The organism is Achromobacter spanius (assembly GCF_003994415.1).
Lineage (GTDB): Bacteria > Pseudomonadota > Gammaproteobacteria > Burkholderiales > Burkholderiaceae_B > Achromobacter > Achromobacter spanius_C.
Map to the genome: position 1 here is coordinate 2,146,422 of NZ_CP034689.1, position 13,041 is coordinate 2,159,462.

11 protein-coding genes are annotated in these 13,041 nt (G+C 64.4%); all 11 read left to right on the top strand.

Annotation, left to right across the window (positions count from 1 at the left end; genetic code table 11):
• The first annotated feature begins 42 nt into the window (after positions 1-42).
• The 11 genes from ELS24_RS09800 (at position 43) to ELS24_RS09850 (ending at position 13,036) form a co-directional block, all read left to right on the top strand.
• Entirely contained in the window at positions 43-1,089 is a 1,047-nt protein-coding gene (locus tag ELS24_RS09800; RefSeq protein WP_127183969.1) for a CDP-6-deoxy-delta-3,4-glucoseen reductase, read from the top strand.
• A gap of 176 nt (positions 1,090-1,265) precedes the next feature.
• Positions 1,266-2,522 (top strand): D-amino acid dehydrogenase, encoded by a 1,257-nt coding sequence (locus ELS24_RS09805; RefSeq protein ID WP_050446264.1) that lies wholly within the window; start codon positions 1,266-1,268, stop codon positions 2,520-2,522.
• A 4-nt stretch (positions 2,523-2,526) separates the two neighbouring features.
• Positions 2,527-3,867 carry an extracellular solute-binding protein gene (locus ELS24_RS09810; RefSeq protein WP_050446265.1) on the top strand — a complete coding sequence of 447 codons (1,341 nt, stop codon included), beginning with the start codon at positions 2,527-2,529 and terminating at the stop codon, positions 3,865-3,867.
• A gap of 211 nt (positions 3,868-4,078) precedes the next feature.
• On the top strand, positions 4,079-5,011 hold the full coding sequence (locus ELS24_RS09815; protein ID WP_127183970.1) for a TcpQ domain-containing protein: 933 nt from the start codon (positions 4,079-4,081) through the stop codon (positions 5,009-5,011).
• The gene (locus ELS24_RS09820; protein WP_050446267.1) at positions 5,008-6,597 is read left to right on the top strand and encodes a type II secretion system protein GspD; all 1,590 of its coding nucleotides are present in this window, start codon (positions 5,008-5,010) and stop codon (positions 6,595-6,597) included. Before ELS24_RS09815 ends, ELS24_RS09820 begins: the two co-directional genes overlap by 4 nt.
• Before the next feature lie 6 nt (positions 6,598-6,603).
• Positions 6,604-7,929 (top strand): type 4b pilus protein PilO2, encoded by a 1,326-nt coding sequence (locus tag ELS24_RS09825; RefSeq protein ID WP_127183971.1) that lies wholly within the window; start codon positions 6,604-6,606, stop codon positions 7,927-7,929.
• Positions 7,916-8,401: a hypothetical protein gene (locus ELS24_RS09830; protein WP_198158146.1), complete on the top strand. Its 486-nt coding sequence runs from the start codon at positions 7,916-7,918 to the stop codon at positions 8,399-8,401. Before ELS24_RS09825 ends, ELS24_RS09830 begins: the two co-directional genes overlap by 14 nt.
• Complete coding sequence (locus ELS24_RS09835; RefSeq protein WP_127183972.1) at positions 8,398-10,131, top strand: ATPase, T2SS/T4P/T4SS family; 1,734 nt, start codon at positions 8,398-8,400, stop codon at positions 10,129-10,131. The genes ELS24_RS09830 and ELS24_RS09835 overlap by 4 nt, the downstream gene beginning before the upstream one ends.
• Positions 10,128-11,264, top strand: coding sequence for a hypothetical protein (locus ELS24_RS09840; RefSeq protein WP_050446269.1), 1,137 nt, complete (start codon positions 10,128-10,130; stop codon positions 11,262-11,264). The genes ELS24_RS09835 and ELS24_RS09840 overlap by 4 nt, the downstream gene beginning before the upstream one ends.
• Before the next feature lie 66 nt (positions 11,265-11,330).
• Positions 11,331-11,948 (top strand): type 4 pilus major pilin, encoded by a 618-nt coding sequence (locus ELS24_RS09845; protein WP_127186291.1) that lies wholly within the window; start codon positions 11,331-11,333, stop codon positions 11,946-11,948.
• Positions 11,949-11,971: 23 nt separating this feature from the next.
• Positions 11,972-13,036, top strand: a complete 1,065-nt coding sequence (locus ELS24_RS09850) for a type II secretion system protein (RefSeq protein WP_127183973.1) — start codon at positions 11,972-11,974, stop codon at positions 13,034-13,036.
• Positions 13,037-13,041: the final 5 nt, after the last annotated feature.

A 13,041-nucleotide genomic window follows, 5' to 3' on the forward strand; every position in this document is an offset into this window, starting at 1 on the left:
CCCAGCCGGCTGGCGTTCCCGTCAACTCTGAACCGTTTCATCATGAGCTTCCAGGTCATCATCCAACCCAGCAAGCATCAATTCCCGGTCGAGCCCGGCCAGACCGTGCTAGACGGCGCCTTGGCGGCGGGCATCGTGCTGCCCTATAGCTGTCGCAACGGCGCGTGCTCCACCTGCAAGGGCAAAGTGGTGTCCGGGGAGTTCGACGCGGGGCAATATCCGGCCCAGATCCTGTCGCCGGAAGAACTGGCCGACGGCTACACGCTGTTTTGCCAGGCGCGTCCGGAATCGGACATGGTGGTTGAGTCCACCGAAGTCCGCCTGGCCAGCGACATCCAGATCCGCAAGCTGCCATCGCGCGTGCAGACGCTGGAGCGCGTGGCTCCGGACGTTACGGTGATCAAGCTGCAACTGCCGGCTTCCGAACAGTTCCGTTATTACGCGGGGCAGTACATCGAGGTCATTCTCAAGGATGGCCGCCGCCGCAGCTATTCCATGGCCGGCGCGCCGCATACCGGCAGCCCGCTGGAACTGCATATCCGGCACATGCCGGGTGGCTTGTTCACCGACCACGTGTTCGGCGCCGGCGAAACGCAGATGAAAGAACGCGAGATCCTGCGGCTGGAAGGGCCGTTCGGCTCTTTCTTCCTGCGCGAAGACAGCAACAAACCTATCGTGTTGCTGGCCAGCGGCACGGGTTTCGCGCCGGTGAAGGCCATCGTCGAACACATGATCCACAAGAACATCAGTCGTCCGGTCACGCTGTATTGGGGCGGCCGTCGCCCGCAAGACCTGTACATGGACGCGCTGGCGCAGTCCTGGTCCGGCTTGTTGCCGAACTTCAGCTATGTGCCGGTCGTGTCCAACGCCGTGCCGGAAGACGGCTGGACCGGTCGCACCGGCTTTGTCCACGAAGCCGTCATGCACGACATCGCTGACTTGTCCGGCCATCAGGTCTATGCCTGCGGCACGCCGTTGATGGTGGATGCCGCCCGCCGCGAATTCAGCGTGCAGAATGGCCTGCCGCCGGAAGAGTTCTACGCGGATGCATTCACGTCCGAGGCCGACCTGGCGAAAGCCGCGTCGTAACCAGACGGCACGAGCCACGGGGGGCGAATTCACAGGCTGAAAAGCTTGGTGACTTCCGCCCCTTTTTTATACGTAGGCGTAGGCAAATCGGCAGGGTAAACTGCCTTGGCAGCGGCTTGCCAAGGGGGCGGACATCGGGTCCGTGGCCGATTTGGCACGCAAGGAGCAATGCGGGCATGAAAGTAGCGGTATTGGGTAGCGGCATCATCGGAATCTCCAGCGCCTGGTGGCTGACTCAGGCCGGCCACGACGTCGTGGTCATTGATCGCTGCACCGGTCCCGCCCAGGAAACCAGCCTGGCCAACGGCGCGCAGATTTCGGTGTCCTATGCCGAACCCTGGGCCAATCCCCAAGCCCCGTTCAAACTGCTCAAATGGATGTTCCAGGACAATGCGCCGCTGCTGTTCCGGCCGCAGCTTGACTGGCGCCAATGGATGTGGGGGCTTTCCTTCCTGCGCGAATGCCTGCCGAGCCGCCTGGCGCCGAACATCCGCGCCATGGTCCGCATGGCCGAATACAGCCGGGCCACCCTGCGCAGCATGCGCGCAGAAATGGGTATCGAATACGACCACCTTGAGCGCGGCATCCTGAATTTCTATCGCGATCCCCACGAATTCGAAACCTCGCAACGGGCCGCTGGCCTGATGCGTGATTTCGGCGTTGAACGCCGCGTGGTCACGGCTGACGAAGTCATTGCCATCGAGCCGGCGCTGGCCCCGCACAGGAAAACCATCGTCGGCGGCGACTACACGCCCGAAGACGAAAGCGGCGACGTCCATTTGTTCACGGTCGCGCTGGCCGAGCGTTGCGCCCAGGCGGGCGTTGAATTCCGCTACAGTACGCGGGTCACCCGCTTGCTGACCCAGGGCGGCGCGGTGCAAGGCATTGAAATCATTGAACCTGATGGCCGCTATGGCGCTGTCTCCGCCGACGCCTACGTCGTGGCGATGGGCAGTTTCAGCCCCAATCTGCTGCGGCCCTTGGGCATCCCCTGCAACGTCTACCCGGCCAAGGGCTATTCGGCGACGTTTCCGGTCATCAAGCCGGAAGCCGCGCCCATGGTCAGCCTGACGGACAGCAGCCACAAAATCGTGTTCTCGCGCTTGGGCGACCGCCTGCGCATGGCAGGTACCGCAGAGCTGTCGGGATATTCCCGCGGCTTGAATACCGGCCGCTGCGAGGCCCTGACCCATCTGGCGCAAGAACTCTTTCCTGACGCGCTCGATTTCGATCGCGTCAGCTATTGGTCGGGCCTGCGCCCGTCCACACCTTCAAATGTGCCCATCATCGGCCGGACCCGCATCCCCAATTTGTATATCAATACGGGACACGGTACGCTCGGCTGGACGATGGGTGTTGGCTCAGGCCGGGCTTTGGCCGATCTGCTCAGCGGACGGCGGCCAGAACCGGAATTCCCTTTTCTTGGTCTGTGAACCTATGAAGAATCTGCAATTGGCGGGCGTTGCCCGCGCGATGTTCGCCAGCCGGCGTGCATGGGTATTCGGCGCCGCCATGGCGCTGGCGGGCGTGGCGCATGCCGCTCCCGTGGAAATCCAGGTCTGGCACGCCCTGTCGGACGCCAACAAGGCCGAGTTCGAAAAGCTGGCCAAGCAATACAACAAAGAGCAGGACCAAGTCAGCGTCAAGCTTCGTGGTTTCAAATCGCAAGATGCCTTGAATCTCGAAGCCGTATCGGCCGTCAAGGCCAAGAAGGCGCCGAATCTGCTGCAACTGACCGACAACCATTCACCGGAAGTCGTGGCGCAGCACAAGGCCATTCTGCCGATGTACGAACTGCTGGCCAAATACCCCATCAAGGACTTGAATTGGTTCGTGCCGGGCACCAGCAGCTTCACGCGCGACAGCAAGGGCCGCCTGCTGGCATTCCCCTGGATGGCCGAAGTGCCGGTGATGTTCTACAACACCGCTTCCTACAAAAAGGCCGGGCTGGACCCGAACAAGCCCGCCCGCACCTGGAGCGAGCTGCAAGCCGAACTGCTGAAGCTGCGCGACGTGGCCGACATCGACTGCCCCTACGCGTCGAGCGACCAGGTCACCGTGCACCTGGAGAACCTGGCCCCCATCAACGGCCAGCAGTTCACCAGCAACAACAATGGCCTGGACGCCATCACGAAGAAAAGCGCCGCGCCCGCGATGCAGTTCGACACGCTTTACATGCGCCATATTTCGTTGATGGTCAGCTGGAAGCGTTCGCTGCTGTTCATGGCGCACACCGGCGACGCTTCGGCCGACAAACTCTTCGCCAAGGGCGAGTGCGCCGTGCTGACTGCGAATTCCGGTGCGTTCGGCACGTTCGTGAACACCAAGTCGCTGTCGTTCGGCGTGGCGCCGCTGCCTTACTACGACCAGGCCACCAAGTCCGCCGGCCAGCCGTTTGTCAGCGGTTCGGCGCTGTGGGCGCTTGAAGGCCACCCGCAAGCCCAGGAGAAGGCCACCGCCCAGTTCCTCGCGTGGTTGTCCAAGCCGGTCGTCGCCGCTGAATGGCATCAACGCACGGGCTTCCTGCCGCTGACCGAAGCCGCGTTCCGCGCGTCCGACGTGTCGTTCTACAAGAGCATCCCGGGCGCACAGTCCGTGATCGCTTCGATGAGCAACCGTCCGGCCAGCAACAGCCGCGGCTTCCGCATGGCGAACTACACGCGCATCGAGCCAGTGTTGAATCAACAACTGAACGACGCTTTCGAAGGCAAGGTTCCGCCCGTGGCGGCCTTGAACAATGCCGCCTCGCAAGCACGCAGCATCGCCGCGCAGCGCTGATCTACCGCAGTGAATGGCAGCGGATACGCTGCCGGCCGCGCCCCTCGAAACCCGCTCCGGAAGGATCGGGTTTTTTTTCGTCCGTGCCCAGGCTCGTCGAGGGGGATCAATTCATCCATGCGTACATGCCAGTCTGGCGGCGCACCCGGCCGTCGTCCACCATGCCGTTCATGCGTACCGCTTCCGGTGCGCCTTTTGCTTGCGGTGAGGCATGGTTAGAATCTTCTTCCTGGCGGCAGGCCTGTCCTGCCTGGGGGCTTGCACTAGCTGGCCCGCCAATGGTGGCGCGGGTTCCGCTTGGCAAACCAGCGGGTCCGCCACACGCGGCTTCCGTTTTGATTGGCGCTTGTCGGGCGAACCGGCGGTGGCGCCCATGCAGGTCTTTGACGATGGCAAAGAGGTCTGGCTGCAATTCGCGCCGGGCCAGGCCTTGCCCGCGATATTCGGCCTGCGTGAAGGGCTTGAGCATCCGCTGCCGTATACCCGGCGCGAGCCTTACGCGGTGGTCGCGGGTTCATGGAGCGCACTGCGGTTTCGTGGGGGCAGGTTATCGGCCCGCGCTGAACGTGATGTTGACGCGTCCGTCATTCCCCCTGCATCTGCATCTGCATCTGAGTCTGCATCTGCATCAGCCTCCGCGCTGCCCGATGCCACGCCTTCGGTGGCCATCCCGCCGTCGGGCGTAGGCGAATTGGCTACCCGTGGGCCCTTGGGCAGCGCCGGTGGCGCCCCGGCAAGAGCGGCAACCGCCGAGGTTGATACGGCCGTTGACGGGGTTCCGACGCACACCGCGCCTGCCATGGCCGCTTCCGTGCCGCCGCTTTCCGGAGACGCCAGCGCACCGGCCCGCTTCTATCGCGCCGCGCCTCCCGACACCACCTTGCGCGCCGTGTTGGCGCGCTGGGCCGGCGATTCCGGTTGGACGTTTTATCCGCAGCACTGGGCCGTGGACGTTGATATCCCCCTGTCCGCTTCGGCTGAATTTTCCGGGGACTTCAAATCCGCCGTCCGTGAATTGCTTAGTGCAACTGAACTTGGCGATAAGCCCTTGCAGCCGTGTTTCTACGGGAACCAGGTGCTACGCGTGGTGCCCCTGGCCCAATCGTGTTCTCGCGCGGTCGTCATGCAAGGAGGTGGGGCATGAGCATTTTTCGCATGATCTGCGTTGTCGCAACCGGGGCGCTGGCGGGCTGTGTGGCGTCTCAACAAGCTGCGGATCTGAACCGCGCGGCGAAGGATCGTCTTGCCGTCGTCTCGGGCCGTCATCAAGCGTTTGCCGATGCGCTGTCCGACCGTCAGGCGCGCATTGCCGCGCAGGACGTGGCCGCGCCCTGGGTGGCCGGCGCGCCGCAGCCTTTGGCTCGCGAAGTGTCGTTGCCGTCCGCCTTGCGCGAAAACGTGCCGACCACGCTGATGCTCGCCGACGAAACCGACCTGTTTGCGCTCGCACAGCGCTTGGGCGCCGCCACCGGTATTCCAGTGCGCGTGCAACCGGAAGCCTTGCTTTCCATTGAACAGTTTCTGCCGCGCCTGGCCGTCACCGGAGGTCTGTCCCTGCCCGCACCCAACCGTATGGAGGTCCAAGACGGCCCTCTGCCGCTTGCCGACTTGCTCGACGCGCTTGCCGCGCGCTTCTCGGTGCATTGGCGGTATGTGCGCAACGCGCTGGAATTCTATCGAACCGAAACCCGGGTGTTCGATGTGCGTGCGCTGTCGCTTGCCAGCGCGGTCAATGTGAGGTTGGGCCGATCGGGCAGCGAAGACGGCGAGGGCTTTGAAAGCACTTCCAGCACCACCTTGTCGGCCAAGGAGCACAACGCCCTGGCGGTCCTGCGCGCAAGCATCGTGCCGTTTCTGACCCGTTCGGGCTTGGTCGCCGACGCCGTGGACGGGGCATCTTCAATTGTTGTCACCGATACGCCCGAAGCGCTGGAGCGCGTGGCGCACTTCCTGGAGCGCGAGAACAAGGCCATGACTCGCCGCGTGCGTCTCGTCTTCGAGGAAATCACCGTCATCGTCAAACAATCAGCGTCGGGCGGCCTGGACTGGAATGCGCTTTACGCCGCGGCGGGTTCGTCGGCGCGCTATGTCGTACCTGCCGCGGCCGCCTTGGGCGCGGGCACGCTGGAAGCCTCGGTAGGCAGGGGCCCGCTGCAAGGGTCGCAAGCCATTGTTTCCGCGCTCAGCACCATGGGCGCGATCGTTCGGCACAGCAAGGTCCCTGTGCTGACGTTGAACCGGCGGCCGGTCACCCACGCGGTCCGCACCACGTTCTCGTACATCGATCGTGTGCAAAGCACCGCCGTGCCAGGCACAACGTCGGGCGGCGCCAACGGATCGCTGCCCGCCGTGTCCATTACCCAGAAAGAAGAGACCGTGGGCTCGTTCCTGACGCTTGTGCCGGACATCCAGCAAGACGGCCAGATCTTGCTGTCTGTCGCTTACGACAACGCGGTCGCGCAACCCTTGAAAACCATCACCTTCGGCGAGCGCGGCAACCAGGTCCAGGTGCAGCAGATCACGATTGATGGCAATGGCACGGTGCAGCAGATTGAACTGCGTCCAGGGCAGCCCGTCATCCTGTCCGGCTTCGACCGCAGCACTGATCAACACAACCGTCAGCGTCTGGCGCCCGGCATGCCCCTGCTCGCGGGAGGGCAGGACAGCGCGGCGCAAGAGCGCGAGACCACATTGATGCTGGTGACGGCCCAGGTTGAAGAAGGGTTTTGAGGCGCCATGAAACGAGCTCCGGTTCCCTTCCTGTTTGAATGTCCCGGCACCAGCCACCAATTGGCGTTCGGCCTGCGGTGGTTGGCGCTGATCGGTTCCGACGTCCCAGCGTTGGCGCGCGCCCGCGGTCGCCGGCTTCGGGCCACGCATTTCATCGTGGGTGGATCACCCGCCACCATGGCGGGCTTTGGCCGCTTGCGTTCAACGTGGCGCAAGGGGCGGGGCAAAGGGGCGCGGCATCAGGGCAGTGCGCATATCCAGGCGGCGGCGCAACTTTATGCATTGTTGTATCCGTTGGGTGGGCATTGCCTGATCCACCTTCCTGGCGGTCGCTATTGGTTGGCCGCGGCACAAGATGGTGTGGTGCTGTCGCAGGCGGACCGCATATTCAATTCGCTGGATGATGCGGTGCAGGCCCAGGCGCGGCTACGTGAGCAGCGCCCAAACCTGGCTGAACACGATGCTGATGCGATATGGGCCGCATTATTGCGTGCCGTGAATCCAGGTGCTCGCATGGTGCCCCTGGCGTCACGCTGGGCGGGGGTGCCGTTTGCCCTGCGTCTGTTCCTGGTGTGCGTGGCGGTGTCGGCCCTTGCGCCACCGCTATGGCGCGCTGTGTCGTCCTACGCGCTTTCTGAGCAACGGGCCTCGCGGGCCGAAAAGAGCGTGCCGGCGGGTCAGCAAAACCCTTATCAATCGATGCTCGGCACCATGGCTGCACACGAGCCTCTTGAAGTTTCGCGGCTGCTGCGCAGTGTGGGCGAACTCCCGGTTCAGGTGGAGGGCTGGGCGCTGCGCCGGGCGCAATGTGATGCCCAAGCCAATGGGTGGCACTGCGCGGCGGTCTACGTGCGCGCACATCCCCAAGCCACGAACCGTCGGTTGCATGCCCGCCTTCCGGCAGGGTGGCGGGTGTCCTTCAAGCCATTGGACGAAGCCACCTTGACCTGGCGCGTTGAGTCACCGCCTGTCCCCTTGACCCGCTTGATGTTGCCCAGTGCATTGCATGTCGACACCGAGCTTGTCGCCCTATTGCAGCGCTTGCGGCCCGCCTTTTCGTCCGTGACCTTGGCGCCCGCCATTGCCTTGCCAACCCCCGCGTCTGCCAATGCGGACACCACTCATGATGCGCTGACGGGTCCACTGCCCGTCTTGAGGCGGCGTGCATTGCGCCTGCAAGGCCCTTTGCGATCGCTCGCGCTGTTGCCCGCAGCCATCGCGCCGGCGCGTTGGTCGCGCCTGGTGGTTGATGTGCAGTCCCAACACCGGCCCACCTTGGCTGCCAGCACGCTGGTCGCCGAGCTTCAAGGAGATTTGTATGAACAGGATTAGGCGCGCCGTTGTCCGTGGCCCGCGCACTGCGGTCTGCCTGGCCGTGACCTTGTCCGTGTGCGCGGTGACGCACGCGCGGGCTTCACCACCTGTTGAAGACGCACAGGCGTGGCCAGAAGTGGAAACGGTGCGCACCTTGCTGCGGGCCGACGCCGCCGCCGCGCTGGCGGATTGCAATGTGCCGGGGATATGTCGGCCCGGCGCGGAACCTGCGGACCCGGAAGAGCGCGCGTCACCGCAGCAGGACGACATCCGCGTGGCGGCCATTTTTGGGTCTACACGGCGGCTCAACGTTGACGTCCTCGTCAATGGCGCGTTGCTGCGCTATCGGGCGGGCCATGGCGCGCCCGTGGCAGGCGCGGTGTCGGCTGGCGCGTACCGATTGCTTGCCGTGGAGGGCGCTTGCGTGCATCTGCGTCGCGACAAACTCCACCGTACCGCGTGCCTTGATGCGGGCAGGGCCTACCCATGACCCCGCCGACCACGGCGCCGGTGCCGCCTGCCTTGCACACCGCCGACGATATTGCCGGTTTGAATCCGCCTTTTGCGCGGGCGCTGGCACGTGAATTCGACCTGGCCTCCTTGGCGGGCAGGCTCTGTCCGGTCATGCTGGACAACGGCGATGCGGCCATTTTTGCCGTCAAGGAATATGTACAGGGCGACGCTGTCGACGAACTGCAGCGCATGGTGATTGCGGCGGGATACCGCTTGGCTGATCCCGCGCGCTATGCGCTGCCCGCGCCCTTGTTGCTGATGATCGCACGCGGGCAATTGACGGCGGCTGGACTGGACCGGCGTGGCGCCGCCGCGCAGGCCGAACGTAGTTCCGGCTTGGCGGCCTTGTTTCTGGATATCGTCCGCTGGGGTGTCCAGCAAGGCGCCAGCGACGTGCATATCAATGTGAATCGACGGCAAGAGGTCTGCGACATCCGCTACACGATCAATGGCGATTACGTCGGCACGCAGCGGTTTGCGGGGCTGTCCAACGAGACCTTGCTGGAGGTGCTTGCGGTGGCATGGATGGACGTGCGCGGCGGCAACGGCGCCGTATTTGATCCCACGATCGAACAGCAAGGCCGCATCGCCTTTACCGTTGATGGCGTTCCTGTGGTTCTGCGGTGGGCGTCGTTGGCAACCGACGCCGGGCCGGCGGTCTGCCTGCGCATCCTGCGTCTGGACGCCACCGCCGACGGCAACCTGCAAGCGTTGGGATATACGTCCCAGCAATTCTCAACCCTGCTGCGTGCCCGCGACCGCGATGGAGGCGCCATTGTGCTGGCCGGGGTGGTGGGGTCAGGCAAATCCACCACCATCGCAAGCCTGATGCGCGGCATTGATCCGACGCGCAAGGTCATCACGCTGGAAGATCCGGTGGAATACATCATTGCCAATGCGTTGCAGAACACCTTGGGCAGCGCGCTGGCTGAATCCGCCTGGCCCGCGTTCGATGCCAAGCTCAAGACGATCAAGCGATCCGCAATGAACGATCTGCTGATCGGCGAAATCCGCGATGTCAACACCGGCCGCGCATTCATGGACCTTGCCAGTTCGGGCGTCAGCCTGTACGCCACCACGCACGCGGGGGCGGCGGCCATGATTCCCGAACGTCTTGCCTCCGACGCCATCGGCGTGTCTCGGGACTTTCTGGCAACGCCTGGCATTCTCAAGCTGCTGGTCTATCAAACCCTGTTGCCGCGCTTATGCACCAGCTGCGCCTTGCCGATAGACAGCCTGTGGCGGGGGCGCGAAGCGGCGACCTTGTCCGAAGGCGCACCGGATTGGCGGGCATGGACAGAAGGCATCTTGAACGCGTATCAGCTGGATGGCTCAGCGCTACGGGTCAGAAATGCGGCGGGGTGCCCGCAATGCCGGCGTGCGCAGCTACCGGAATTGAACGGTACGGCAGGCCGTTGCGTGGCCGCCGAAATGATCGAACCCGAACGCACGGAAGGCTTTCTGGATCGTGTGCGCGCACGCGATAACCACGGCTTGAGCCAAGCGGCGAAGCAGTCTGGATCGGACGGCGGGGCCTGGCGTGAATCGGCCCAACAGGGCTCGCGGGCGCTGCACCACGCATTGCACAAGGTCAGCATTGGTGATGTGGACCCGCGTGCGCTGTTGCGCCGCTTCGATCTACCGTTGACGCCAAGTGAGGTCCAGGCGCCTGACGCGCGTCAGGGTATCGCCAGGGGGCGCTCATGAGCAAGCCGATGCCACCGACACGCTTGGGGTCGAGAACGGCGTTTGAGGCCATTTCGACACGGCTCGACGCCTTGCGCTTTCGTCCGCTGCGTGCAGACTATTTCGGGTATCTGGCTGACCTTATTGAAGGGACGCAAGGACGAAAGAGCCTGCGCGACATCTTCGAGGACGACGCGCGACGCTACGGGCCAGGAACGGTTCGGGGCCGCCTGTCGCGCCATTGGGCGGCCGCGTACCAGGAAGAGGGCGGGGACCTGGGCGTGGCGTGGTGGGGCACGGTGCCGCCGGCTGAATGCCAACTGCTCAGTTGCGTGCAGGAGGAAGGCGGTGATCTTGCCGTCGCGCTGCGAGATTTGGCAGGCGCCGTCCGGCTGGCGGGGCAGGCGTGGCTGGCGGTCATGTCCGCCGCAGCGGCGGGCCTGGTGGCGGCAGCGGTTGCGTTCGCCTTGCTTTGCGCCATCCCGTACTTCAGTGCGCCCCGGTTGCGGGCGGTCTTTCAGATGGTGCCGCCCGAAGACTATGGGCGCCTGACGCGCAATCTCTTCCGACTGGCCCAGGCCCTGGATCAATGGTTATTGCTCTGGCTTGTGCTTAGCCTGGGCGTTGCCGTTCTAAGCCTGTGGTCGCTACCGAACCTCACGGGGGGCTTGCGCTCCGTGCTGGATCGTTGGCTTCTGTGGCGCTTGTATCGCGATTTTCAGGCGATCCGCTTCTTGTGCCTGTTGTCGGTGCTGGTCAGGCAACGAGGCGCGGCGGACACCCGGCTTCGTCGCGCGCTGTCTGTGCAGGCCCGGGGGGCGCCGCCTTGGATGCATGCCCATCTGCAAGCCATGTTGGAGCACGTCGATGCGGGCGAAAGCGGCCCGGAAATATTCGCCACCGGCCTGCTGGATCAAGAAACGTGGTGGTACATGGCCGACATGATGGACGCGCTGGGGCTGGAAGCCGGCTTGGCGCGCGTGCGCCAGCGTGTCGAACTGCGTCTGCTCGCGCGCGTGCGCCAACACGCGTCCGCGTTGCGCTGGTCGCTTCTGATCGTGTCGCTGGCGACGGTCTTGGGCATCACCCTTTGGCACTACGGCGTCATCGACGAATTGCGTCACGCCCTGACCAATTTCTATGCAAGTCAGTAGTACTTCATGCGCGCGCTTTCGGGTTCCGCCCGTACGCGATTGCGCTATCAACCCACGGAGGCAGTGATGCAGCATGTAAGGAATATTCAACCGGGCGCCAGACGCCAGCAGGGATTCTCCTTGATGGAGGTGTCTATCGTGACCGCCATCGTCTTGTTGATTGCGATCGTCGGTATTCCGGCAATCGGTTCATATGTCATTGAAAACAAGGTGCCGAAGGTCGGCGAGGAGATCCAGCGGTTCATTGCCAGCATGAAGATCAATGCCCAGGGAGGTGGCGTCACCCCCTATTTGGGGCTGGACACAGGCGCAATGGCGAATGCGTTGCGAGATTCAAGCGTACTGGCTATTCAGGGCAGTGGCGCATCGGCGCGGGTCGTGCACGGCCTGGGGGGCAGCGGCACGGGGCGCAACGGCGTCGTGGAAGTGGCCGCGGCCGCAGCAGGTGGAGGAGGGCTTGGATCCGCGTTCGTTGTCACCTTGACGAACGTCAGCCACGCCGCCTGTCCGGCGTTGGCCTCCGTGTTGCAGCGGGTCTCGGACGTCATTTCCATCGGCGGCGGTGCCGGTGAGACGGTCGTGAAGGATGCGCTGGCGACGCCCGGGATCCCGTACCGCGCCGCGTCGGCGCAGGTGCAATGCAGCCAGGGCGAGGTCAACACTTTCGCGTTCACGGCAAGATGACGCCGGCCATCGTTGTTGGAAAAATGGCACCGCGCGGGCCCGCGCGTCCGCGCCAACGCGGCTTTTCGTTGATGGGGCTGGCGTTGACGCTGGCGCTGACATCCATGATTGCCATCTGGGCGTCAAGCCGGCTGGTCCAACGTATTGAGGACGCGGCGGCCCGTTCAACGGGGGTTTGGCTGACGCAGGTCAGGCAGGCGGCGGCGAGCGTGCTTGGGCAACACTTCGCCGCACTGGCCAAGGGAGAGCCCCCGCAGGGCGAAGCCGGCGTGTCACTGTTTGTGGATCCCTATGCACCCACGGTTGCCGAATTGCGCGCATCGGCCCACCTGCCGGCCGATTTTCCGGAGCGCGCGGCGATGGGGTTCACGGCGCAGATCAACATCGCCAAGAGCGAAGCCTGCCCGGGCGAGCGATGCCGGATCGACGCGTTGGTCTATAGCGTCAAACCTGTGCTGAAGGCCGGGACGCATGCCCCCGACTTGATCGGCATTGCCGCCGTCATTGACGCAGCCCAGGGGTATGGCGGAGCTGTGTGGCCGGAAGCGCCGGGCCGCGTTCGAGGCGCCGCCTTCAGCTTTCCGAATCCCTTGGCGGCGGGCGCTCCCACGCTTGCGCCGGGCACCGTGGCGCTTTGGGCTGGTGCCGGGGCGCAGACCGAGACCGATCGCCCGCCAGCCATGCCGGACCTGAGCGCCTACGTCAAGATCGGCGACGTGCGCGATCCCAGGTTGGGTGGCGCGCTGACGGTCGCTTCGTCCATCAGCGCGGGCGCTTACCTTGCCGTGGGCGCGCGAGCCGTGGCGCGCCAGCCTTGCTCTGTGGCGACCGGCACGATCGCGTCTTCGCACGATGGCGAGTTGCTGACCTGCCAATTTGGCCTCTGGCAACGCGCCAGTAGTGGGTTTGGCGGCGCCTATAGCTCCAACTATCCCCATGGGTGCAGGCATTACTCCGGCATTTCCACCGCAAACCCTGTGACTGGTCAGTGCTCTTGCCCCCCCGGCTTTGCGGCCGTGATTGTCTCCGCGGGCGGAAAATGGACCGAAACCGAGGGGTGGACCACGGGGTACGTCTGCGTCAGGTAAGGCGT